Here is a 23829-nt window from a genome sequence, read left to right on the forward strand (position 1 = left end):
GTGTTGTCTGTTCAGGCCTCATCGCGAGCAAGCTCGCTCCCACATTGGGGCGGTGTTCGCAATCCCTTGTGGGAGCGAGCTTGCTCGCGATTGGCCGCGCCGCGGTCTAGAGCGAAGCCACTTCGACTTCAGCTTCCTCAGCCTTGACCGCCTTCAACCCCCGCATCTGCTCACACCCCCACAACACCCGCTCTGGTGTCGCCGGTGCATCGATTTTCGGTTGGTGCCGGTAATCCCCCAGGCTCGCCACGGCGTCTTTGATGGCGCACCACGCGGCGATGCCGAGCATGAACGGCGGTTCGCCCACGGCCTTGGAATGGAACACCGTGTCTTCGGGGTTCTTGCGGTTTTCCACCAGTTTGACCCGCAGGTCCAGCGGCATGTCGGCCACGGCGGGGATCTTGTAGCTGGCCGGGCCATTGGTCATCAGCTTGCCCTTGTCGTTCCACACCAGCTCTTCCATGGTCAGCCAACCCATGCCCTGGATGAACCCGCCCTCGACCTGGCCGATGTCGATGGCCGGGTTCAGCGAGGCGCCGACGTCGTGGAGGATGTCGGTGCGCAGCATCTTGTACTCGCCGGTGAGGGTGTCGACGATCACTTCGGCGCAGGCCGCGCCAAAGGCGTAGTAGTAGAACGGACGGCCGCGGGCCTGGCTGCGGTCGTAATAGATTTTCGGGGTCTTGTAGAAGCCGGTGCTCGACAGCGAGACCTGGGCGAAATACGCCTGCTGCACCAGCGCCTCGAACGACAGGATGTGATCGCGTACCCGCACATGGCCGTTGTGAAATACCACGTCTTCTTCGCTGACCTTGTACTGCCGCGCGGCGAACTCCACCAGGCGCCGCTTGATGGTTTCGGCGGCATTCTGCGCCGCCTTGCCGTTCAGGTCGGCGCCGCTGGAGGCCGCGGTGGGCGAGGTGTTCGGCACTTTGTCGGTGTTGGTCGCGGTGATCTGCACGCGGTCCATTTCCACCTGGAACACCTCGGCCACCACTTGGGCGACCTTGGTGTTCAGGCCCTGGCCCATTTCGGTGCCGCCATGGTTGAGGTGGATGCTGCCATCGGTGTAGACGTGGATCAGCGCGCCGGCCTGGTTGAGAAAACTGGCGGTGAACGAAATGCCGAATTTCACCGGGGTCAGCGCCAGGCCTTTTTTCAGGATCGGGCTATTGGCGTTGTAGCGGCGGATCGCTTCGCGGCGTTCGGCGTACTGGCTGCTCTGCTCAAGCTCGGTGGTCATTTCCTCGAGCATGTTGTGCTCGACGGTCTGGTAGTAGTGGGTGATGTTGCGTTCGGTCTTGCCGTAGTAGTTGGCCTTGCGCACGGCCAGTGGGTCCAGACCCAGGTGCCGGGCGATGGCATCCATCACCTCTTCGATGGCGACCATGCCTTGGGGCCCGCCGAAACCACGGTAGGCAGTGTTCGAGGCGGTGTTGGTCTTGCAGCGGTGGCCGTTGATGGTCGCATCGCCCAGGTAATAGGCGTTGTCGGCATGGAACATCGCCCGGTCGACAATCGACGCCGACAGGTCCGGCGAGCAACCGCAGTTGCCGGCCAGTTCCAGGGCGATGCCGTGCAAGCGCCCGCGGCTGTCGAAGCCCACGTCGTATTCGATGTAGAAGGGGTGGCGCTTGCCGGTCATCAGCATGTCTTCGACCCGGGGCAGGCGCATCTTGGTCGGCTGCCCGGTGAGGTGGGCGATGACCGCGCACAGGCACGCCGGGCTGGCTGCCTGGGTTTCCTTGCCGCCGAATCCGCCGCCCATGCGACGCATGTCCACCACGACCTTGTTCATCGACACGCCCAGCACTTCGGCCACCAGTTTCTGCACTTCGGTGGGGTTCTGGGTCGAGCAATAGACGATCATGCCGCCATCTTCGGTGGGCATTACCGAGGAGATCTGGGTTTCCAGGTAAAAGTGTTCCTGGCCGCCGATGTGCAGCGAACCCTGGATGCGATGCTCGGCGCTCGCCAGGGCCGTGGCCGAGTCACCGCGCTGGTGGGTGTGGCTGTCGAGCACGAAATGCCGTTTGCGCAGGGCTTCGACCACATCCAGCACCGGCTCCAGGTCTTCGTATTCGACGATGGCCGCCATCGCGGCCTGGCGAGCGGTGTCCAGGTCCTTGGCGGCGACGGCCAGCACCGGTTGACCGACGAACTGCACGTCATCGATGGCCAGCAGCGGATCGCCAGGCAGCAGCGGGCCGATGTCCTTGAGGCCCGGGATGTCGGCATGGGTGATGGCGATACGCACGCCTTCGAAGGCGTAGCAGGGCGCGGTGTCGATGCGGATGATTCGGGCATGGGCGCGGTCTGACAGCCGGGCGTAAACGTGCAATTGGTTCGGGAATTCGAGACGGTCATCGATGTACTGCGCCTCGCCGGACACGTGTTTGGCGGCGCTGTCATGCTTGACGCTGCGGCCCACGCCGGTGGTCAGGTCGCGGGCGAACAGCTCGGCCAGTTCGGCTTGAGTCTTCTCTACGGTGTGATGGTTAGACATAAGCGGTCACCCGAGTCTCGATGTGCGGCGTTTGCAGTTCGATGAAGTATTTGCGCAACAGGTTGCGGGCGCTGAGCAGGCGGTATTCCTTGCTGGCGCGGAAGTCTGACAGCGGTGTGAAATCCTCGGCCAGGGCCGCGCAGGCGCGTTCGACGGTGCTGTCGTTCCACGGCGCACCGATCAGTACGGCCTCGCAATGCTTGGCGCGTTTGGGCGTCGCGGCCATGCCGCCGAAGGCGATCCGGGCATCGCGGACCACGCCATTGTCGATGCGCAGGTTGAACGCGGCGCACACGGCGGAAATGTCATCGTCCAGGCGCTTGGAGACTTTGTAGGCGCGGAACGCCTGCTCGGCACTGGCCCGGGGCACGATGATCTTCTCGATGAATTCGCTTTCCTGGCGCGCAGTGACGCGGTAGTCGATGAAATAGTCTTCCAGGGCCAGGGTGCGACGGGTCTGGCCCTTGCACAGCACGATTTGCGCGCCGAGGGCGATCAGCAGGGGCGGTGAGTCGCCAATCGGCGAGGCATTGCCGATGTTGCCGCCCAAAGTGCCTTGGTTGCGGATCTGCAGCGAGGCGAAGCGTTGCAGCAGTTCGCCAAAGTCCGGGTATTCGGCTTTCAGGGCTTCGTAGCAATCGGAGAGAGCGGTGGCGGCGCCGATCTCCAGGCGATCATCGAAGCGTTCAATGCGCTTGAGTTCGGCGACGTTGCCCACGTAGATCATCACCGGCAGGGTGCGGTGAAACTGCGTGACTTCCAGGGCCAGGTCGGTACCGCCGGCCAACAGGCGCGCTTGAGGGTAAGCATCGTACAGGTCGGTCAGGTCGGCCACGGTCAGCGGTACCAGGCAGCGCTTGTCGCCGCTGTTGAGTTCGCCGGTTTCGGTCGGGGCGATGGCTTTGAGGCGGGCGATGGTTTCGGCTTCGCGAGCGTCGAACTGGTCCGGCTGCTGGCCGCAGCAGGCCTGTTCGGCCGCGGCCAGGATTGGCCGGTAGCCGGTGCAGCGGCAGAGGTTGCCGGCCAAGGCTTCGTGGGCCTTGTGCGCATCGGGTTGCACGCTGCTCTTTTGCAAGGCAAACAGCGACATGACGAAGCCGGGCGTGCAGAAACCGCACTGCGAACCGTGGCAATCGACCATCGCCTGCTGGACGCTGTGCAACTGGCCCTGATGCTTGAGGTCTTCGACGCTGATCAGTTGCTTGCCGTGCAGGGCCGAGACGAAGGTCAGGCACGAGTTGAGACTGCGATAGCGCATGCGCTCACGGCCGGTTTCATCCATGTGCAGTTCGCCCACCACCACGGTGCACGCGCCACAGTCGCCGCTGGCGCAGCCTTCTTTGGTACCGGATTTACCGACATGCTCGCGTAAATAATTGAGCACGGTCAGGTTCGGGTCCAGGGCGTGCTCGCTACGGAGTTCCTGGTTGAGTAAAAACTGGATCACGGAAGGCCTCGCAGACTCATTATTGTTGTATCGACTTGGGCCGAATTTATCAGTTCTGACTTTTCGGTCAATGATTTTCTGACTTAAAGGTCAGGAAAATTTGTTTTGTCGATGAACAACGGTTTCGGGTATTGATCCTCGAGGGATGTCCTATATCCATCAGTTAAGCGCAAATCCCTGTGGGAGCGGGCTTGCTCGCGAAGACGGCGTTTCTGCCGGTGGATTTCTTGCGGACGGACTGGCCTCTTCGCGAGCAAGCCCGCTCCCACAGGGGCCGGACCACTGAAAAAATTGCTTATATCGTGCCAAAAACCCGCTGCAGGCCCTGCGCCATGACGTATTGAGTGCGCTACACTGCGCCGCTTGTGCAAATCGAAGAGTTTGAAGGACAACCATGACGTTCAAGGCCCCGGACAGCCTCGCCGAGCAAATCGCCCATCACCTCGCCGAGCGCATCATTCGCGGCGAAATGAAGCCGGGAGAGCGCATCCAGGAGCAAAAGGTCACGTTGGCGCTCAATGTCAGCCGCGGCTCGGTGCGCGAGGCCCTGCTGATTCTGGAGCGGCGCCATCTGATCGCCATCCTGCCGCGCCGTGGCGCGCACGTCACCGAGCTCACCGAACACAATGTGCGCAGTCTCTGTGCACTGATGAGCGAGCTGTACATCCTGCTGGGCCATGCCGTGGCCCATGGCTGGCGGGACCAGGCCGACATGGCGCCGTTCATGGCCATCCAGCAGCGTCTCAAGGACGCGTTTGCACGCCAGGACATCCGCACCTTCGTCGATGAAAGCTTCAGCGTGATGCGCGCCGCGTATCCGTTCGCCAACAACCCTTACTTGCAGGAAACCGTCGAGAACCTGCAACCGGCCATGAGCCGTGCCTATTTTCTCGCCCTGGAACAACGCAAGGCTGAGATGGGCGAGTTCCTCGAACTGTTCCAGCGCCTGCTCGCCGCTGTGCTGGCCCGTGATTTGCCGCAGATCCGCCTCGTGCTGACGGCCTACGCCCAGCGCAGTTGCGATCTGGTGGTCTCTGCCTTGACGAAGGCCTGAACGTGCGGCTCAAGTGCATTAAACTGGCGGGGTTCAAATCCTTCGTCGACCCGACCACGGTGAACTTCCCCAGTAACATGGCGGCGGTGGTCGGGCCCAATGGCTGCGGCAAGTCGAACATCATCGACGCCGTGCGCTGGGTGATGGGCGAGAGCTCGGCCAAGAACCTGCGCGGCGAGTCGATGACCGACGTCATCTTCAACGGCTCCACCAGCCGCAAACCGGTGAGCCAGGCCAGCATCGAGCTGGTGTTCGACAATTCCGACGGCACCCTGGTTGGCGAATATGCGGCGTATGCGGAGATTTCCATTCGTCGCAAAGTGACCCGCGACAGCCAGAACAGTTACTTCCTCAACGGCACCAAGTGCCGGCGGCGCGACATTACCGATATTTTCCTCGGCACCGGCCTGGGCCCGCGCAGCTACTCGATCATCGAGCAGGGCATGATCTCCAAGTTGATCGAGGCCAAGCCCGAGGACCTGCGTAACTTCATCGAAGAAGCCGCCGGGATCTCCAAGTACAAGGAGCGGCGCCGCGAAACCGAAAACCGTATCCGCCGCACCCACGAAAACCTCGCCCGCCTGACCGACCTGCGCGAAGAACTTGAGCGCCAGCTCGAACGCCTGCACCGTCAGGCCGAGGCCGCCAAGAAGTACCAGGAATATAAGGGTGAGGAGCGTCAGCTCAAGGCCCAGTTGTCGGCCCTGCGCTGGCAGGCGTTGAACGAGCAGGTTGGCCAGCGTGAGGCGGTCATCAGCAACCAGGAAGTCAGTTTCGAGGCGTTGGTGGCCGAACAGCGCAACGCCGATGCCGCCATCGAGCGCCTGCGGGACGGGCATCACGACCTGTCCGAGCGCTTCAACCTGGTGCAAGGGCGCTTTTATTCGGTGGGCGGCGATATCGCCCGGGTCGAGCAGAGCATCCAGCACGGCCAGCAACGGCTGCGTCAGTTGCAGGATGATTTGAAGGAAGCCGAGCGGGCGCGCCTGGAAACCGAATCCCACCTGGGCCACGACCGCACGTTGCTGCTGACCCTTGGCGAAGAACTGGACAGGCTCACGCCGGAACAGGAAGTCACCAGCGCCGCCGCCGAAGAAGCCGCTGCCGCCCTGGAAGAGGCCGAGCTGACCATGCACGGCTGGCAAGAGCAGTGGGACAGTTTCAACCTGACCTCGGCCGAGCCGCGGCGTCAGGCTGAGGTCCAGCAATCGCGCATCCAACAGTTGGAAACCAGCATGGAGCGCCTGGCCGAACGGCAGCGCCGCCTGGCCGAAGAACGCGCCTTGCTCGCGGCGGACCCGGAAGACGCGGCGATTCTTGACCTGGGCGAGCAACTGGCGGCCAGCGAAGCCACGCTCGAAGATTTGCAGGCCAGCGAAGACGCCCAGGTCGAACGGCTTGAGCAACTGCGCCAGGCCTTGCAACTGGCCTTGCAGAACCAGCAGCAGGCCCAGGGCGAACTGCAGCGACTCAATGGGCGCCTGGCCTCGCTGGAGGCCTTGCAGCAAGCCGCGCTGGACCCGGGCACCGGCACCGCCGAGTGGCTGCGCGACCAGCACCTGGCCGAACGCCCACGGTTGGCGGAGGGCCTGAAGGTCGATGCCGGTTGGGAACTGGCGGTGGAAACCGTGCTGGGCGCGGACCTGCAAGCGGTGCTGGTGGATGACTTCGGCGGCTTCGACCTGTCGGGTTTCACCCAGGGCGATCTGCGCCTGCTCAGCCCAGCCGGCGACGGGGTGCGTGTGCCCGGCAGTTTGCTGGACAAAGTCGAGGCCCAGGTCGATCTGTCGCCGTGGCTGGGGCAGGTCAAGCCGGTGGCAAGCCTTGAACAGGCCTTGGCCTTGCGCGGGCAATTGGCGGCTGGCGAAAGCCTGATCAGCCAGGACGGTTACTGGGTCGGCCGGCACTTCCTGCGGGTGCGCCGGGCCAGCGAAGCCGAGAGCGGCATGCTCGCCCGGGGCCAGGAAATCCAACGCCTGAGTGCTGAGCGCGAAGAGCGCGAGGCCAGCGTCGAAGCCCTGGAAACCGAATTGCAAAACCTGCGGGCGCAACAGCGTCAACAGGAGAATGGCCGCGAGCACCTGCGTCGACTGCTGCAGGATGAGGCCCGCCAACAGGGCGAGCTCAAGGCGCAGTTATCGGCCGGCAAGGCCAAGCTCGAACAACTGGCCCTGCGCCGCACCCGCCTGGAAGAAGAGATCGCCGAGTTGGGCGAGCAGCGGGCCTTGGAGCACGAGCAGATCGGTGAGGCGCGCCTGCAATTGCAGGAAGCCCTCGATGCCATGGCGCTGGACACTGAACAGCGCGAACTGTTGCTGGCCCAGCGTGACAGCCTGCGTGAACGCCTGGACCGGGTGCGCCAGGAAGCTCGCCAGCACAAGGATCATGCCCATCAGTTGGCGGTGCGCCTGGGCTCGCTCAAGGCTCAATTCGATTCCACCCGCCAGGCCTTGGAACGGCTGGAAATGCAGTCCGAACGCCTGACCGAGAAGCGCGAGCAGTTGAGCCTCAATCTGGAGGAGGGCGAAGCACCGCTGGAAGAGCTGCGCCTCAAGCTCGAAGAGTTGCTCGACAAGCGCATGAGCGTCGACGAAGAACTCAAGACCGCGCAAATTGCCCTGGAAGACGCCGACCGCGAATTGCGCGACGCCGAGAAGCGCCGTAGCCAGGCCGAGCAGCAATCCCAGCTGATTCGCGGCCAGATGGAACAGCAGCGCATGGAGTGGCAAGCCCTGACGGTGCGGCGCAAAGCCTTGCAGGACCAATTGCTCGAAGACGGCTACGACCTCAACGGCGTGCTTGCCACCTTGGTGGCCGGGGCGAACGAGAAGGACGCTGAAGAGGAACTGGAACGTATTGCCCAGCGCATCCAGCGGCTGGGGGCGATCAACCTGGCGGCCATCGACGAGTACCAGCAGCAGTCCGAGCGCAAGCGCTATCTGGATGCCCAGAACGATGATCTGGTGGAAGCGCTGGAGACCCTGGAAAACGTCATTCGCAAGATCGACAAGGAAACCCGCAATCGCTTCAAGGATACCTTTGATCAGATCAACGGCGGTTTGCAGGCCCTTTTTCCAAAAGTTTTCGGTGGCGGCAGCGCTTACTTGGAACTGACGGGCGAAGATTTACTCGATACAGGGGTGACAATCATGGCGCGTCCTCCTGGCAAGAAGAACAGCACCATCCATTTGCTCTCCGGTGGCGAAAAGGCACTGACCGCCCTGGCCCTGGTTTTTGCCATCTTCAAGTTGAACCCGGCGCCGTTCTGCATGCTCGATGAAGTCGACGCACCGCTGGACGACGCTAACGTAGGCCGCTACGCGCGGCTGGTGAAGGAAATGTCCGAAACGGTGCAGTTCATCTACATCACCCACAACAAGATCGCCATGGAAATGGCCGATCAGCTCATGGGCGTGACCATGCATGAGCCGGGCTGCTCGCGACTGGTGGCGGTGGATGTGGAGGAGGCGATGGCCATGGTGGATGCCTGAAACACAGGCCGTAGGGCATCTACCTGGAGCGCTGCAGATATTTTTTACCCCTGGGCCTGTCGTCCAATCCACAGATTGGGCACAAGCCCATGCGACAGACGGTGTAAAGTTATCTTTGGTCGTGCTAGTTTAATGTCAATTTTTCGTATGCGTGGGCAAAACGCCATTCAGAACATAGAGTTGGCGCCACGTTTTAAAGCGGTTTGCAAATAGCTAAGCCCCTTATTTTTCAGCATTTTTATAGAGGCACGGGATTACATGGAAATCGGTCTGCGCGAGTGGCTGATCGTCATCGGCATCATTGTCATTGCCGGTATTCTTTTCGACGGCTGGCGCCGCATGCGCGGTGGCAAGGGGAAACTGAAGTTTCGTCTTGATCGCAGCCTGTCGAACCTGCCGGACGACGACGGCAACGCCGAGTTGCTGGGCCCGCCACGGGTGCTGGACACCCATAAGGAACCGCAGCTGGACGAGCACGACCTGCCGTCGATGAGCGCACCTGCGCGCGAGCCTCGGGAATCGGGTTCCAAGCGCGGCAAGCGCAACAGCGAGCCGTCCCAGGGCGACCTGAACCTCAATCTTGACCTGGACGGCGGCCCGAGCTTCAGCAGCCGCGACGACGATTTCCCGGACGATAACAAAACCTCGAGTGCCGACAAAGACCAGGCCCAGGCCGAAGAAGTGCTGGTGATCAGCGTGATCTGCCGCGACCCGGCCGGCTTCAAGGGCCCGGCGTTGCTGCAGAACATCCTGGAAAGCGGCCTGCGCTTTGGCGAGATGGACATTTTCCACCGCCACGAAAGCATGGCTGGCAATGGTGAGGTGCTGTTCTCCATGGCCAACGCCGTCAAGCCAGGCGTGTTCGACCTGGACGACATCGACCACTTCAGCACCCCTGCCGTCAGTTTCTTCCTTGGCCTGCCAGGTCCACGTCATCCCAAGCAGGCTTTCGACGTGATGGTGGCTGCCGCACGCAAGCTGTCCCAGGAGCTTAATGGCGAACTGAAGGATGACCAGCGCAGCGTGCTGACTGCCCAAACCATCGAGCATTACCGCCAGCGCATCGTCGAGTTCGAACGCCGCGCGCTGACCCAGAAACGCTGAAGTCAGCAGAGCCTTTGTGGCGGAGGGGCTTTTTGTGGCGAGGGGATAAATCCCCTCGCCACAGGTTCTGTATTGGTAGGTTCAGACTCGAACTGCCGACGATTTTAAAAGATTGAGCAGCCTAGGCTGCTCTTTTGCTTTATGAGAGAACACCCATGAACGCCGTCGAAACCCGCATCCAACAGCTGCGCACTGAGTTGGATCAGCATAACTATCGCTACCACGTCCTCGACGAGCCGAGCATTCCGGACGCCGAATACGACCGCCTGTTCCACGAGCTCAAGGCCCTGGAAGAGCAGCATCCGGACTTGGTGACCAGCGATTCCCCGACCCAACGGGTCGGCAGCGTGGCACTGTCGGCGTTCAGCCAGGTGCGGCACGAGATCCCGATGCTCAGCCTGGGCAACGCTTTCGACGAAGCCACCATGCGCGAGTTCGACCGCCGAGTGACCGAAGGCCTCGACTTACCTGTCGGCGATCTATTGGGCGGTGGCGCGGCGGTGGAATACAGCTGCGAGCCGAAGCTCGATGGCCTGGCGGTCAGCCTGTTGTATCAGGATGGCATGCTGGTGCGCGGTGCCACGCGCGGTGACGGCACCACTGGTGAAGACATCAGCGTCAATGTGCGCACTGTGCGCAATATTCCCCTCAAGTTGCAGGGCAGCGGTTGGCCACCGCTGCTGGAAGTGCGCGGTGAGGTGTACATGTCCAAGGCCGGCTTCGAGCGCCTCAACGCCACGCAACTGGAGGCGGGCGGCAAGACCTTCGCCAACCCGCGTAACGCGGCGGCCGGCAGCTTGCGCCAGCTGGATTCGCGGATCACTGCCAACCGTCCCCTGGAGTTCTGCTGCTATGGTATCGGCCAGGTCACCGCAGACATTGCCGATACGCACATCGGCAATCTCAAGCAGCTCAAGGCCTGGGGCATGCCCATCAGCCGTGAGCTGAAACTGGCCCACGGCATCGACGAATGCCTGGACTACTACCGCGACATCGGCGAGCGGCGCAACGCATTGCCTTATGAAATCGACGGTGTGGTGTTCAAGGTCAACAGCATTGCCTCCCAGCGTGAGCTGGGCTTCCGTGCCCGCGAGCCGCGCTGGGCCATTGCCCATAAATTCCCGGCCACTGAAGAACTCACCGAGTTGCTGGACGTTGAGTTCCAGGTCGGCCGCACCGGGGCCGTCACGCCCGTGGCGCGACTCAAGCCGGTGAAAGTTGCCGGCGTGACCGTGGCCAACGCCACCCTGCACAACATGGACGAAGTGGCGCGCCTGGGCCTGATGATCGGCGACACTGTGATTATCCGTCGTGCCGGTGACGTAATCCCGCAAGTGGTGCAAGTGATCACCGAGCGCCGCCCGGATGATGCCCGTCCGGTGGAGGTCCCCAAGCAGTGCCCGGTCTGCGGCTCCCATGTCGAGCGCACGCAGTTGATCAAGCGCAGCAAGGGCCGCGAGACCATCAGCGAAGGCGCGGTGTACCGCTGCGTCGGTCGCCTGGCCTGCGGCGCGCAGCTCAAGCAGGCGATCATTCATTTTGTGTCGCGTCGGGCCATGGACATCGAGGGGCTGGGCGAGAAGAGCGTCGAGCAACTGGTGGACGAGGGCCTGGTGGGCTCGCCCGCCGATCTGTATGCCTTGACCTTTGAGCAAGTGGTCGACCTGGAAGGTTTCGCCGAACTGTCGAGCAAGAACTTGCTGGCGGCCATCGTCGACAGCAAAAAGCCGAGCCTGGCGCGTTTCATCTACGCCCTTGGCATTCCGGACGTGGGCGAGGAGACCGCCAAGGTCCTGGCTCGCTCCCTCGGTTCGCTGGAGCGCGTGCAGGCGGCTTTGCCCCAAGTGCTCACGTATCTGCCGGATGTCGGCCTGGAAGTGGCCTACGAGATCCACAGCTTCTTCGAAGACCCGCATAACCGCCAGGTGATCAAGGACCTGCTGCGCCACGGCCTCGATATCCAGGACCAGGGCGAGTTGGGCGCCGAATTTTCCGCCAGCACGACGCTGGGCGGTTTTCTCGACAAGCTGCACATTCCGTCGGTCGGGCCGGGCGGGGCGCAGAAACTGGCGGACAAGTTCGGCTCCCTCGAAGCGGTGATGAGCGCCGACTGGCTGGACATGCGCCAGGCATTGCCGGAAAAACAGGCCAACGCCGTGCGCGAGTTCTTCGCCATCGCCGCCAATCGCCAACAGGCCGAGGCTGCGGAACAGCAGCTGCGGGACTTCGGCATGCATTGGCAAAGCGAGAAAAAAGTTGTCGAAGGCCTGCCCGAAGCGGGACACACCTGGGTGTTGACCGGCTCATTGGAGTTGATGAGCCGCGACGTCGCCAAGGACAAATTGGAAAGCCTGGGGGCCAAGGTGGCCGGTTCGGTGTCGGCGAAAACCCATTGCGTCGTGGCCGGGCCGGGTGCGGGTTCGAAGCTGGCCAAGGCGAATGAGCTGGGGATCAAGGTGCTCGACGAAGCGGCGTTTGTGGCGTTCCTTGGGCAGCACGGTATCGAGATCTGACACGATCGCTCCCACTGCGTGGGAACGATCAAGGGCAGGGGATGATCTAGTCTTGCAGGCTCCTGGGAAAGATCGCCATGTACCGCTTCTTCGAACAACTGACCTCACGCATCGCGGCGCCTTTCATGGGCGACCGCTCACGCAACAGTAAGATCTGGCCGTGCCGCTGCGGCCAGTCCCTGTTTTTTCGCAACAGCCAATGCCTGGCCTGCCTGGCGGTGCTGGGCTATCAGCCGGAGCAGAGTCGCCTGTCGTCCTTGCAACCCGGCGAGCAACCCGACACCTGGACATTGGACGTCGACCCGCAAGCCGGACTGTTCCGTCGTTGCGCGAACCTCGACACACCGGCAGCGTGCAACTGGCTGTTACCGGCCAACGGCAACGATACCCTGTGCATCGCCTGCAGCCTGAATCGCACCATTCCCGACCTGTCGATCCCGGAAAACCCCGAGCGCTGGCGCAAAGTAGAAACCGCCAAGCGCCGGCTGGTGGCGCAACTGATCACCCTCGGCCTGCCGGTCATCCCGAAAACCGTCGATGAAAACATCGGCCTGGCGTTCGATTTCATCGGCGTCGACCCCGATGGCACGCCACCGACCACGGGTCATGCCAGCGGGTTGGTCACCCTCGACATCAAAGAGGCTGACGATGCCCATCGTGAATACGTGCGCCAGCAGATGCGCGAGCCGTATCGCACCTTGCTCGGGCATTTTCGTCACGAAGTGGGTCACTATTATTGGGATCGCTTGATTGCCAACAGCCCCTGGCTCGAGGCCTTTCGCGAACTGTTTGGCGACGAGCGCGCCAGTTACGCCGAAGCCCTGGAACGCCACTACCAGCAAGGCGCGCCGCTGGACTGGCAAACCCGCTACGTCAGTGCGTACGCCACCATGCACCCTTGGGAAGACTGGGCCGAAACCTGGGCCCACTACCTGCACATGATGGATGCCGTGGACACGGCGCTGGGCTTCGGCATGAGTGCCCGGGAAATGGATTTTGATTATCAGCCGTTCCCGCCCGAGACCTTGTACGACCCCGAACACACTGGCGGCGCGGCCTTCCTCTCGTTCGTCAACGCCTGGATCGAACTGGCCGGCATGCTCAACGAACTGTCCCGCAGCATGGGCCAGCCGGATTTCTACCCGTTCGTCGTACCGGCCGCCGTCATTACCAAGCTGCATTTCATCCATCTGGTGATCCAGGAAGAGGGTGGCCGGGCGGATGAGGTGCTGTTGTAGCTTTGCTCCCACGGCAAGTGCTTGAACATCTTCAGTTTTTTAATCCGGCGGGAACGGTTGTAACTTCTCGTCAGATAGGTACAATGGCGCGGCTCGCCGTCAGGCGGGCGTCGTTATGGTGACCCCATCGGTCCCCCCGCAACGATTACCCGTGAACCTGGTCAGATCCGGAAGGAAGCAGCCACAGCGGGAACATTGTGTGCCGGGGTGTGGCTGGTGGGGTTGCCTCCATAACGCCCAGGCCTTCGTTCGCAAGGCTTTTTGAATTCCAAATTTCTTTTTGTTTGCTGATCGATATCGATCGTTGCTTTCTGCTGTCCGGCTTTTGGCCAGGCAGGGCAATCGAAGCCCAAAAAAAGCAGCCCGGTCCTATCGCACATCGACAGGGCCGGGCTCAGAAACGCTTGCGGTTCTGCGATCAGTATTGAGCCTTCACATACTCAGCAATCGGCTCCTGCAGCAGGTCCTGTGGATGATCCCCGCCAAAGGTCGCCCATTTGCTTTTACCCGTCAGGATCGCAGACCCCAGTGGTTCTGCGCCCGTCGGGCCATAGATGGCCAGCTTCACTTCAATCTTGTCGGGGATGCCTGACCATTCCGTGGCGCGTTCTTCCCAATGGAGGATTTCCGGGATGACGTAGTAGCCCGAGGGGCTGTTTTGTCTCAGGCAGCTCAGTTCACGGCACGCGCCCATTACCGTCACACGGTTGGTGTAATGAGAGAAGGCCGTTTTAACGGCGGCGGCGGTCATGTCGCCGGACGCAGGGTATACCGTCGTTTCGTAGCGGCCGTCGATCGGCGTGGCAATGGCGATCGGCATTTGCCGATCAAGTTTTGCCTGGCTGGGGAATACATCTTGTTGTGCATATTTAGCGGTGCAGCCGGTGGCGAGTAGCGAAACAAGAATGATCGAGAGTTTATGCACGGTGTGCCCTTGGGATTCTATTGATGTCAGCGGGTCGCAGGCATCATGGGGATGCAAGATGGACTTTGATAGTCAGGGGTCGCGGTCGTTGATGTCAACGTGACATTGTTTGTTGGTCGCCGACGGAATCGAAGGGCATGGGTAAGGGTTGCCAATTGGACAAGCGAACACCAAAGAGAAGCCAGGCCTGTCTTGCATCGACAGGTCTGGCTGCTCTTTTTCATGACGGTATCAAGACTTGGACATCGCCTGGTCAACCGCGGCGATCAGCTTCCCCAGGTCTTTCGGCGTGGCTCTGTGTATGACACCGAACAGATAGGCCCGCTGTTCGTCTTCCTCGCTCATGTCGGTGAAGAAAGCTTTCGGTTGCACATCCAGCACATTGGCAAGCAGGAACAGGGCTTCGACGCTGGGGGTGTAGTTGCCGGTTTCGAAGCGGCTGATGGTTTTGGGGTCAAAACCGGTTTTTTCGCCAAGTTCAGCCTGAGTCAGCCCCGCTACTTTGCGATAGCGTCTGATGGCCGCACCCAAACTTGAAATTTGCATCGCTTAATTCCCATTTAGAATCAAGAACTTAACGATAGATTTTCGCATTAGGCAACTGCATGATTCATCACCTTGACTTGCAAAATGTGATGTGTTTCGTAGAATCGGCCTTTGGCACGGGTATTTAGTGACCTGCTTCAGAAGCCGGGATGTGCGAAAAGAGTGGGCCTTGTGTTTCTTGCCGCGACACAAGGCAGGGGCCTGCTCCCTCTCAGGTCGCGCCTCCAGGGCCCGCGCTCCAGCTTATCTCAAGGTGTTTGAGCCTAGTTGATTTTCGCCTGTTCCAGAGGCGGTGCAACCGCGCGCGACAAATGAGCCTGACTCATGGATGACTGCTTCGATGGATAAGAAGTACCGCAGAGCCGTTGACGCCGCCGCGATTTTTTCCGAAACCGATCTGAGCGGGCGCATCACTTACGTCAACGACCAGTTTTGCAGCCTTTTTGGTTACCCGCGCGATGAGTTGCTGGGCGCGAACCATCGCCTGCTCAATTCCGGCCAACACCCCGACGAGTTTTTCAGCTCCATGTGGCACACCATTGCCTTGGGGCAGGTCTGGAAAGGGGAGATTTGTAACCGGGCCAAGGACGGAACGTTGCACTGGGTCGATACCACCCTGGTTCCGGTGATCGACGATGAGAGCGGGCAAGTCGAACGCTACCTGGCGATTCGCTTCGACGTCAGCGAAAAGCGTCGGCTGTTGCACTCCTTGCAATGGCGGGTCGGGCACGATGTGCTGACCGGATTGCCCAACCGCACCTACTTGTCCGAGCTGCTGGACCAGGCCCTGGCGTTTTCCCGCGCGGAAAATCTACCCCTGGCGGTGTGCATGCTCGACCTTGATGGCTTCAAGGCCGTCAACGATGGTCATGGCCATGCCAGTGGTGATCGGCTGTTGGTGGAGGTTGCCAGGCGATTGCGCAGTATCGTACGTGGCGAAGACGTGGTGGCTCGGTTGGCCGGGGACGAGTTCGTGCTGGTGCTGCGCCATGTGCGTGGGATGGATGAATTGAATGCCGCGCTGAACCGTGTATTGGTCGCCGTTTCAATGCCGTATGCCATTGACGGCAAGGGCATCAAGGTCTTTGCCAGCATTGGCGTCACGCTGTTCCCGTGGGACAACGAAAACGCCGAAACCTTGTTGCGCCACGCCGACCAGGCGATGTACGTGGCCAAACAAAGTGGCCGCAATCGTTTCCATCTATTCGATGTGTCCCGGGACAAGGAGGTCCGGGCTACTTATCAGACTGTCGAGCGGGTCCGCCAGGCGATGGCGACTCACGAGCTGCGGCTGCACTTCCAGCCCAAGGTCAACATGCGCAACGGCGCAGTGGTCGGCCTGGAGGCGTTGCTGCGCTGGAAACATCCACAGCGTGGCCTGATCCCGCCTCGAGAGTTCCTGCCGCTGGTAGAGGAAACCGATCTGATCGTCGAGATCGGCGAGTGGGTGATGGAGCAGGTGTTGACCCAGCTGCAGCAGTGGCAGCAGGCAGGGCAGGGCTGGCCAGTGAGCATCAATATCTCGGCGCGGCATTTCCAGCGCACGGATTTCGTCGAGCGCCTGCGAGACGTATTGGAGCGACACCCGACGGTGTCTCCGCGCATGCTGGATCTGCAAATCGTCGAATCCGTCGCCGTGGAAAACCTCGCACACGTCAGTGCCTGCCTCCAGGCGTGTCAGGCCTTGGGTGTGGGATTTTCGCTAGGCGGCTTCGGCACAGGCTATTGCTCGCTCAACGACCTCAAGCACCTGCGCACGCAAACCATCAAGATCGACAAGACCTTTGTCCGCGATATTCTCGATGACCGCGACGACCTGGCGCTGACCGAGGCGGTGATCGGCCTTGCCCGGGCATTTGGTCGCCAAGTCGTCGCCGAGGGATTGGACAGCCTCGAACATGGGCTACTGCTGCTGCGCCTGGGCTGCGAGGTGGCTCAAGGCTATTTCATCGCCCGCCCCATGCCGCCTGAACAAGTCCCCGGCTGGGTGACGGGATTCATTCCGCCGTTGCAATGGCAGCAGCGGCCGGGCATTCAGGGAGAGTCGGCCGCGGTTTCCGATGTTTCACTGCGGCCAGTATAGAGCTGGATGATCGCGTCGATTTCCCCCGATATTTTCATTTTTTGCAAGGTGAGCAAAATGCGTTGCGCTGGAATTCTCGGGTCATCGCGCACGTAACAACTCAACAGCTGTTGCTGGAGAACAGCCACTTCGTGCAATTGCTGGTCAGCGGTATGCCGTTGATTGAACCAGTCCAGCGCCCACTGGTTGCTGACCGCATAGCGATAGCGGCCGGCCAGCAGTTTGGCCAGCACTTGTTCCTGGCTGCGTGCATCGTCACGCCGCAGGTGCCCGCCGTCGAACAAAGGCTGCAGGGTCGGATAGGTATAGCTGAGCACGGTGCCGATGGGCTGGTGCGGCAGCGTCGCCGGCGTCACCGTGGCGGGGGCGTTTGCCGTGGCGACGAGGATGTCGCGTTGGAAAAACAGCGGGACACTCCAGATATAGTCGCCACCCTTGTCGGCAACCCAATCGGGGGTGACATAACAACGTACGTCGACTTCGCCGTGTTTCATGGCACCGTCCAGGCGAGCGCGGGACAGGACGTGAAATTCAGCCGGCATGCCTACGTGGGTCGCCAGGCTGGTCATGACGTCGGGAATGATGCCCTGGGTCGGACGGCCTCGCTCGATCTGCACCATCGGCATGGCCCAGCCGTCGGTAATGGCGAATCGCAACGGTACTTCTTCGGCAAAACAACCTGTACCCACCAACAGCAAAGCCCCCATGGCTGAGCGCATAAACTCTCCTGACTGTGTAAAACCGGTCGACAACCGAGTCCCTGACCCAAGCTTAGTCAGATTAGACGAGCACACTGGATGCAATTTCGCCCCTGCTCCGCTAGCATTAGCCGCTTATGTTCCTTCGTTGCGACGGTTTTCGATGAGTTATCAGGTTCTTGCACGTAAATGGCGTCCGCGCTCGTTTCGCGAAATGGTCGGCCAGACCCATGTGCTCAAGGCTCTGATCAATGCCTTGGACAGCCAGCGGCTGCACCATGCCTATCTGTTCACCGGTACCCGGGGCGTGGGCAAGACCACCATCGCGCGGATCATTGCCAAGTGCCTGAACTGTGAAACCGGTATCACTTCGACACCTTGTGGCGAGTGTTCGGTCTGCCGGGAAATCGACGAGGGCCGCTTCGTCGACCTGATCGAGATCGACGCCGCCAGCCGCACCAAGGTCGAAGACACCCGCGAACTGCTCGACAACGTGCAGTACGCGCCGAGCCGTGGGCGCTTCAAGGTCTACCTGATCGACGAAGTGCACATGCTCTCCAGCCATTCCTTCAATGCGCTGCTCAAGACCCTCGAAGAACCGCCGCCCTACGTCAAGTTCATCCTGGCGACCACCGACCCGCAGAAACTTCCTGCAACGATTCTGTCGCGGTGCCTGCAGTTCTCCCTGAAAAACATGACGCCGGAACGGGTGGTCGAGCACCTGACCCACGTATTGGGCGTCGAGAACGTGCCATTCGAAGACGATGCGTTGTGGCTGCTGGGCCGCGCCGCCGATGGTTCGATGCGTGACGCCATGAGCCTGACCGACCAGGCCATCGCCTTCGGTGAAGGCAAGGTCATGGCCGCCGATGTCCGAGCCATGCTCGGCACCCTCGATCACGGCCAGGTCTACGACGTGCTGCATGCACTGATCGAAGGCGATGCCAAGGCGCTTCTCGAGGCGGTGCGTCACCTGGCCGAGCAGGGCCCGGACTGGAATGGCGTGCTCTCGGAAATCCTCAACGTGTTGCACCGTGTTGCCATCGCCCAGGCCTTGCCTGATGGCGTCGACAACGGCCATGGCGACCGTGATCGCGTGCTGGCCCTGGCCCAGGTGCTGCCGGCCGAAGACGTGCAATTCTATTACCAGATGGGCCTGATCGGCCGCCGTGACCTGCCCTTGGCACCGGATCCGCGAGGCGGCTTCGAAATGGTCCTGTTGCGAATGCTGGCGTTCCGGCCAGCCGACACGGCGGATGCCCCGAGGCAAACGCTAAAGCCAGTGGGGATCAGCCAGGCCACAGCTGATTCCGCCAAGCCAGTGGCTGCCGCGCCCGTCGTTGCGCCGGCAGTGACTTCGGCTCCGGCAGCGGTGGCACCTGTAGCCCAGCCGGTGCCGGCGCCTGTTGTCGCGACACCCGAGCCGGAACCCGAGCCGGTCGTCGAAGCGCTGCCCGAGCCCGTCGCCGAAGAAGTCGTCGACCTGCCTTGGAACGACCCGGTCGAGCCGCAAGTGATCCAGCAGCCGGTCGTCGAGCCCGTGTTGGAAACCGTCGCCGAGCAGCCCGAGTTGCCGCCGATGCCCTTGCCAACGCCCGACAGCGTGGTGCTCGATGCGCCGGAATGGGTCGCAGCGCCCGTGCCCGAGCCGACGGTGGCCGATGTCGATATCGCCACGCCGGGCATCGACCTGGACGACGAGCCGCCGCTGGATGAGGATTACATCGAGCCGGACATGGATTCGGCCTACAGCTACCTGGACGAGCTGGCCAGCGAGCACGCCGCCGAGCCAGCACCGGAGCCCGAGCCAGAACCCGCGGCGATGCCGGCCACCGGGCTGGCGCTGCAATGGCTGGAGCTGTTCCCGAAACTGCCGATCACCGGCATGACCGGCAGCATCGCCGCCAACTGCACGTTGATCTCCGTGGAGGGGGACCACTGGCTGCTGCACCTGGACCCGGCCCACAGCGCGCTGTTCAACGCGACCCAGCAGCGTCGCCTCAACGATGCGTTGAACCAGTACCACCAGCGTACCCTGACGCTGAGCATCGAGCTGATCAAGCCTGAGCAGGAAACCCCGGCCCAGGCTGCGTCTCGCCGCCGTGCCAACCGTCAGCGCGAAGCCGAGGAGTCGATTCATGGCGATCCGTTCATCCAGCAGATGATGCAACAGTTCGGCGCCGTGGTCCGCCACGATACTATCGAACCTGTCGAGGCCCCGGTTATCCAGGGCTCATAACTGAAAGCGCCGGGCCGAATGGGTCGGGCGTGTTGTCTATCCAAGTACTTTCGAGGTGATTCCCATGATGAAAGGTGGCATGGCCGGCCTGATGAAGCAGGCGCAGCAGATGCAGGAAAAAATGGCCAAGATGCAGGAAGAACTGGCCAACGCCGAAGTCACCGGCAAGTCCGGTGGCGACATGGTGACGGTGGTCATGACCGGTCGCCACGACGTCAAGCGCGTCAGCATCGATCCGAGCGTGGTCGAAGGCTTGAGCGAAGACGACAAGGAAATGCTTGAAGCCCTGTTCGCCGCCGCCGTCAACGATGCCGTCCGCAAGATCGAAGCCAACAGCCAGGACAAGATGTCCGGCATGACCGCTGGCATGCAACTGCCACCGGGCATGAAGCTGCCGTTCTGATTCGCCATCCCGGTGGGGATGGGCTACACACAATGCCAGGCACCGCGCCTGGCATTTTTGTTTCTGTCCAAGGCAATGTGGTGGCTATGAGGCCGCTATCGCGAGCAAGCTCGCTCCCACACTGGATTGAAGTGTTCTCAATTGTGAGGTTCATCGCAGGTCCTATGTGGGAGCGAGCTTGCTCGCGATGCCGTCACTGCGGTCCAACCGAACAAACATCGAACGCCGCCCCCTCGGCAATGGTCTGCTCCCTATACGTGCCACTCAACGATCAAGGAGAACGCTTCCATGTCCCAAGCATCGACCTCCAACCAGCGCATCGTCCTCGCTTCCCGCCCCAAGGGTGCGCCCACCCCGGACAATTTCCGCCTTGAACAGGTGGCGCTGCCGGACTTGGTGGACGGGCAGATCCTGCTCAAGACGCTGTTCCTGTCCCTGGACCCCTATATGCGCGGCCGAATGAGTGACGCACCGTCCTACGCCGCGCCGGTGGAAATCGACGAGGTGATGACCGGTGGCGCTGTCAGTCGCGTGGAGCGCTCGATGCACCCGAAATTCCAAGAGGGCGATCTGGTGGTGGGGGCCACGGGTTGGCAGAGTCACAGCATCAGCGACGGCCGCAATGTCATCCCCATCCCGTCCGGGCTGCCCAGCCCATCGATGGCCCTGGGTGTGCTGGGTATGCCGGGCATGACCGCGTACATGGGGCTGATGGACATCGGCCAGCCCAAGGCCGGGGAAACCCTGGTGGTGGCGGCGGCTTCGGGCGCCGTGGGCTCCGTGGTCGGCCAGGTGGCGAAGATCAAGGGCCTGCGAGTGGTCGGCGTGGCTGGCGGCAAGGAGAAATGCCAATACGTGGTCGACGAGTTGGGGTTCGACGCCTGTGTCGATCACAAAGCTGAAAACTTTGCCGAGGAACTGGCCCGGGCTTGCGACAAGGGCATCGACATCTACTACGAAAATGTCGGCGGCAAGGTCTTCGACGCAGTGGTGCCGTTGCTCAATGCCAAGGCGCGTATCCCGCTCTGTGGCCTGATCGCTTCCTACAACGCGCATGAAGCGCCGAGCGGTCCGGATCGCTTGCCGGCATTGCAGCGTACCTTGCTGACCAAGCGCGTGCGGATCCAGGGTTTTATTGTGTTTGACGATTACGGTGACCGTCAGCCGGAGTTCATCAGTGCCATGGCGCCCTGGGTGCGCGATGGCAAGGTCAAGTTCCGTGAAGACGTGGTCGATGGCCTGGAGAATGCGCCGCAGGCCTTTATCGGTCTGCTGGAAGGGCGCAACTTCGGCAAGTTGGTGGTGCGGGTGGCGCAGGATTGAGTATTTGACGCTAATCGGAGGCGCGGGTATAAACCGCGTCTCGTTGTTATGTCGGACATTTCCTCCATGAGCTTCAGCCCTTTGATTCGCCAACTGATCGATGCCTTGCGAACGTTGCCAGGTGTGGGTCAGAAAACTGCCCAGCGCATGGCGTTGCAATTGCTTGAGCGTGATCGCAGCGGCGGTTCGCGCCTGGCCCAGGCCCTGAGCCAGGCCATGGAAGGGGTCGGGCATTGCCGTCTGTGCCGCACCCTCACCGAAGACGACCTTTGCCCACAATGTGCCGACCCGCGTCGGGACGACAGCCTGCTGTGCGTCGTGGAAGGGCCGATGGATGTGTACGCGGTGGAGCAGACTGGTTTTCGGGGGCGTTACTTCGTGCTCAAGGGCCATTTGTCACCGCTCGACGGCTTGGGCCCGGAAGCCATCGGCATTCCGCAGTTGGTCGCCCGAATCGAAGAGGCGGGCACGTTCACGGAAGTCATTCTCGCCACCAACCCGACGGTCGAGGGCGAAGCCACTGCCCACTACATCGCCCAGTTGCTGAACAACAAAGGCCTGATCGCCTCCCGCATCGCCCACGGCGTGCCGTTGGGTGGCGAGCTGGAGTTGGTGGACGGCGGGACGCTGGCGCATTCGTTTGCCGGGCGCAAGCCGATCGCGCTGTAGCCGCTACACAGTACCTGTGGGAGCGAGCTTGCTCGCGATAGCGGTGGATCAGTCAACATCCATGCGACTGATAAATCGCCATCGCGAGTAAGCTCGCTCCCACAGGTTCGATTGTTGCCTGCCAATTACCTTTCGCTGAGCGAAAACTGCGTCAGACAGAATGTCGGAATCCCCATGTCTTCCAAACGCTGGGAGCCGAGCAATTCCGGCAAATCAATAATCGCCGCCGCTTCGTGGACCTTGGCGCCCATGCGGCGGATCAGGTTGGCGGCGGCGATCAGCGTGCCGCCGGTGGCGATCAGGTCATCGAACATCACCACCGAATCACCCTCGCACAGGCTGTCGGCATGCACTTCCAGGAAGGCTTCGCCGTATTCGGTCTGATACCCCTCGGCCAGTACGTCCGCCGGCAGCTTGCCTTGCTTGCGGAACAGCACCAGTGGTTTGTTCAACTGATAGGCCAGGATCGAGCCGATCAGGAAACCGCGCGCATCCATCGCGCCGATGTGAGTGAACTCGGCCTCGACATAACGGTGGGCGAAGCTGTCCATCACCAGCCGCAGGGCGGTGGGGGACTGGAATAACGGGGTAATGTCGCGAAAGATCACGCCTGGCTTGGGGAAGTCGATCACGGGGCGGATCAGGGATTTGATGTCGAAGGAGTCGAAGACCATCGGGGAGGCGTCCTGGGTGAGCTGCAAACGCGGCAGTATAGCGCGGCCGAGGCTATTGCTCAGCCGCCCTGCAGCCGCGCTTGTCCGTCAGCCGTCGAGCGAGCCGCCGGCCAGGGCGCAGAGCTGGATCGGGTCGAGAATATGAATTTCCTTACCTTCGGCCGCGATCAACTCATTCTGCTGGAAACGGGTGAACACCCGGGACACGGTTTCCACCGCCAGGCCCAGGTAATTGCCGATTTCGTTGCGCGACATGCTCAGGCGGAACTGGTTGGCCGAGAAACCGCGGGCGCGAAAGCGTGCCGAGAGGTTGACCAGGAACGTGGCGATGCGCTCGTCGGCGGTTTTTTTCGAGAGCAGCAGCATCATTTGCTGATCGTCGCGAATCTCCCGACTCATGACGCGCATCAGCTGACGACGCAGTTGCGGCAACTGTATGGCCAGCTCGTCCAGGCGGTCGAAGGGAATTTCGCACACCGAGGTGGTTTCCAGCGCCTGGGCCGAGACCGGATGGCTCTCGGTGTCCATGCCGGACAAGCCCACCAGCTCGCTGGGCAGGTGGAAACCGGTGAGCTGCTCTTCGCCGCCATCGCTCAGGTTAAAGGTTTTCAAGGCGCCCGAGCGCACGGCATAGACGGAGTCGAAGGTGTCGCCCTGACGAAACAGGAATTCACCTTTTTTCAACGGGCGGCCGCGTTTAACGATGTCGTCCAGCGCTTCCATGTCCTCCAGATTCAGCGAAAGTGGCAGGCAGAGGGGGGCCAGGCTGCAATCCTTGCAATGGGCCTGGCTATGAGCGCGCAGTTTGACTGGCTCGGACATTTCTTAAATCCTTGTGGGAAATCACACATAGGCCGTAAGGGTACCCCAGCGCCGGCACTCCGGCCAGTGTGGTTTCGTCGCCAAATTGTCGCGC

The 23829-nt window shown here is 61.6% G+C and carries 17 protein-coding genes and 1 other RNA gene; 11 read left to right on the forward strand and 7 right to left on the reverse strand.

The genetic code is table 11. The features are described 5' to 3' along the window. Positions 1-106: 106 nt before the first annotated feature. Both xdhB and xdhA read right to left on the reverse strand, forming a co-directional pair. Positions 107-2506 (reverse strand): xanthine dehydrogenase molybdopterin binding subunit, encoded by a 2400-nt coding sequence (gene xdhB / locus LOY70_RS09445; protein ID WP_265035752.1) that lies wholly within the window; start codon positions 2504-2506, stop codon positions 107-109. Further along, complete coding sequence (gene xdhA / locus LOY70_RS09450; protein ID WP_265035753.1) at positions 2499-3953, reverse strand: xanthine dehydrogenase small subunit; 1455 nt, start codon at positions 3951-3953, stop codon at positions 2499-2501. The genes xdhB and xdhA overlap by 8 nt, the downstream gene beginning before the upstream one ends. Before the next feature lie 394 nt (positions 3954-4347). On the opposite strand from xdhA, the gene LOY70_RS09455 reads away from it, so the two are divergent. The 6 genes from LOY70_RS09455 to ffs all read left to right on the forward strand — a co-directional run bounded on the left by LOY70_RS09455 (position 4348) and on the right by ffs (position 13575). Then, the gene (locus LOY70_RS09455; protein ID WP_265035754.1) at positions 4348-5007 is read left to right on the forward strand and encodes a GntR family transcriptional regulator; all 660 of its coding nucleotides are present in this window, start codon (positions 4348-4350) and stop codon (positions 5005-5007) included. Between the two features lie 2 nt (positions 5008-5009). Beyond that, the gene (gene smc, locus LOY70_RS09460; protein ID WP_265035755.1) at positions 5010-8498 is read left to right on the forward strand and encodes a chromosome segregation protein SMC; all 3489 of its coding nucleotides are present in this window, start codon (positions 5010-5012) and stop codon (positions 8496-8498) included. Positions 8499-8756: 258 nt separating this feature from the next. Next, positions 8757-9602: a cell division protein ZipA gene (gene zipA / locus LOY70_RS09465; protein WP_123341992.1), complete on the forward strand. Its 846-nt coding sequence runs from the start codon at positions 8757-8759 to the stop codon at positions 9600-9602. Positions 9603-9757: 155 nt separating this feature from the next. Beyond that, positions 9758-12115: an NAD-dependent DNA ligase LigA gene (gene ligA / locus LOY70_RS09470; protein WP_265035756.1), complete on the forward strand. Its 2358-nt coding sequence runs from the start codon at positions 9758-9760 to the stop codon at positions 12113-12115. 77 nt (positions 12116-12192) lie between these two features. Continuing rightward, positions 12193-13353 carry a putative zinc-binding metallopeptidase gene (locus LOY70_RS09475; protein WP_265035757.1) on the forward strand — a complete coding sequence of 387 codons (1161 nt, stop codon included), beginning with the start codon at positions 12193-12195 and terminating at the stop codon, positions 13351-13353. A 125-nt stretch (positions 13354-13478) separates the two neighbouring features. Beyond that, an RNA gene (gene ffs / locus LOY70_RS09480) (signal recognition particle sRNA small type) lies at positions 13479-13575 on the forward strand. A gap of 196 nt (positions 13576-13771) precedes the next feature. Here the strand turns inward: ffs and LOY70_RS09485 are convergent. After that, positions 13772-14278: a DUF4823 domain-containing protein gene (locus LOY70_RS09485; RefSeq protein ID WP_265035758.1), complete on the reverse strand. Its 507-nt coding sequence runs from the start codon at positions 14276-14278 to the stop codon at positions 13772-13774. 231 nt (positions 14279-14509) lie between these two features. Continuing rightward, positions 14510-14824, reverse strand: a complete 315-nt coding sequence (locus LOY70_RS09490) for a helix-turn-helix domain-containing protein (protein WP_265035759.1) — start codon at positions 14822-14824, stop codon at positions 14510-14512. A 340-nt stretch (positions 14825-15164) separates the two neighbouring features. Between LOY70_RS09490 and LOY70_RS09495 the strand changes: the two genes are divergently transcribed. Next, positions 15165-16907, forward strand: a complete 1743-nt coding sequence (locus LOY70_RS09495; protein WP_265035760.1) for a putative bifunctional diguanylate cyclase/phosphodiesterase — start codon at positions 15165-15167, stop codon at positions 16905-16907. On the opposite strand, the gene LOY70_RS09500 is transcribed toward LOY70_RS09495, so the two are convergent. Beyond that, a complete protein-coding gene (locus LOY70_RS09500) occupies positions 16859-17626 on the reverse strand; it encodes a substrate-binding periplasmic protein (protein WP_265035761.1) in 768 nt (255 codons plus the stop codon). The genes LOY70_RS09495 and LOY70_RS09500 overlap by 49 nt on opposite strands. A gap of 142 nt (positions 17627-17768) precedes the next feature. Between LOY70_RS09500 and dnaX the strand changes: the two genes are divergently transcribed. From dnaX to recR, 4 genes are all read left to right on the forward strand, one after another. Beyond that, positions 17769-19844: a DNA polymerase III subunit gamma/tau gene (dnaX, locus tag LOY70_RS09505; protein ID WP_265035762.1), complete on the forward strand. Its 2076-nt coding sequence runs from the start codon at positions 17769-17771 to the stop codon at positions 19842-19844. A 64-nt stretch (positions 19845-19908) separates the two neighbouring features. Beyond that, positions 19909-20247, forward strand: coding sequence for a YbaB/EbfC family nucleoid-associated protein (locus tag LOY70_RS09510; RefSeq protein WP_025212712.1), 339 nt, complete (start codon positions 19909-19911; stop codon positions 20245-20247). 288 nt (positions 20248-20535) lie between these two features. After that, entirely contained in the window at positions 20536-21570 is a 1035-nt protein-coding gene (locus LOY70_RS09515) for an NADP-dependent oxidoreductase (protein ID WP_265035763.1), read from the forward strand. 66 nt (positions 21571-21636) lie between these two features. Then, positions 21637-22239, forward strand: a complete 603-nt coding sequence (recR, locus tag LOY70_RS09520) for a recombination mediator RecR (RefSeq protein WP_025212714.1) — start codon at positions 21637-21639, stop codon at positions 22237-22239. Between the two features lie 125 nt (positions 22240-22364). Here recR and LOY70_RS09525 read toward each other — a convergent pair whose 3' ends face one another. Then, complete coding sequence (locus tag LOY70_RS09525) at positions 22365-22913, reverse strand: adenine phosphoribosyltransferase (RefSeq protein ID WP_041020481.1); 549 nt, start codon at positions 22911-22913, stop codon at positions 22365-22367. A gap of 87 nt (positions 22914-23000) precedes the next feature. After that, positions 23001-23735 (reverse strand): fumarate/nitrate reduction transcriptional regulator Fnr, encoded by a 735-nt coding sequence (gene fnr, locus LOY70_RS09530; protein WP_025212716.1) that lies wholly within the window; start codon positions 23733-23735, stop codon positions 23001-23003. Positions 23736-23829 lie beyond the last annotated feature (94 nt).

This window comes from Pseudomonas sp. B21-054, assembly GCF_026016345.1.
In the GTDB taxonomy this organism is placed as follows: Bacteria; Pseudomonadota; Gammaproteobacteria; order Pseudomonadales; family Pseudomonadaceae; genus Aquipseudomonas.

What these genes read in the sequence shown, in the direction of transcription:
- LOY70_RS09495 (WP_265035760.1), top strand. Translation starts at nt 15,165, where the DNA reads ATGGATAAGAAGTACCGCAGAGCCGTTGACGCCGCCGCGATTTTTTCC.
- LOY70_RS09475 (WP_265035757.1), top strand. Translation starts at nt 12,193, where the DNA reads ATGTACCGCTTCTTCGAACAACTGACCTCACGCATCGCGGCGCCTTTC.
- xdhB (WP_265035752.1), bottom strand. Translation starts at nt 2,506, where the DNA reads ATGTCTAACCATCACACCGTAGAGAAGACTCAAGCCGAACTGGCCGAG.
- LOY70_RS09510 (WP_025212712.1), top strand. Translation starts at nt 19,909, where the DNA reads ATGATGAAAGGTGGCATGGCCGGCCTGATGAAGCAGGCGCAGCAGATG.
- fnr (WP_025212716.1), bottom strand. Translation starts at nt 23,735, where the DNA reads ATGTCCGAGCCAGTCAAACTGCGCGCTCATAGCCAGGCCCATTGCAAG.
- LOY70_RS09455 (WP_265035754.1), top strand. Translation starts at nt 4,348, where the DNA reads ATGACGTTCAAGGCCCCGGACAGCCTCGCCGAGCAAATCGCCCATCAC.
- dnaX (WP_265035762.1), top strand. Translation starts at nt 17,769, where the DNA reads ATGAGTTATCAGGTTCTTGCACGTAAATGGCGTCCGCGCTCGTTTCGC.
- LOY70_RS09500 (WP_265035761.1), bottom strand. Translation starts at nt 17,626, where the DNA reads ATGCGCTCAGCCATGGGGGCTTTGCTGTTGGTGGGTACAGGTTGTTTT.
- recR (WP_025212714.1), top strand. Translation starts at nt 21,637, where the DNA reads ATGAGCTTCAGCCCTTTGATTCGCCAACTGATCGATGCCTTGCGAACG.
- ligA (WP_265035756.1), top strand. Translation starts at nt 9,758, where the DNA reads ATGAACGCCGTCGAAACCCGCATCCAACAGCTGCGCACTGAGTTGGAT.
- zipA (WP_123341992.1), top strand. Translation starts at nt 8,757, where the DNA reads ATGGAAATCGGTCTGCGCGAGTGGCTGATCGTCATCGGCATCATTGTC.
- LOY70_RS09490 (WP_265035759.1), bottom strand. Translation starts at nt 14,824, where the DNA reads ATGCAAATTTCAAGTTTGGGTGCGGCCATCAGACGCTATCGCAAAGTA.
- LOY70_RS09525 (WP_041020481.1), bottom strand. Translation starts at nt 22,913, where the DNA reads ATGGTCTTCGACTCCTTCGACATCAAATCCCTGATCCGCCCCGTGATC.
- LOY70_RS09515 (WP_265035763.1), top strand. Translation starts at nt 20,536, where the DNA reads ATGTCCCAAGCATCGACCTCCAACCAGCGCATCGTCCTCGCTTCCCGC.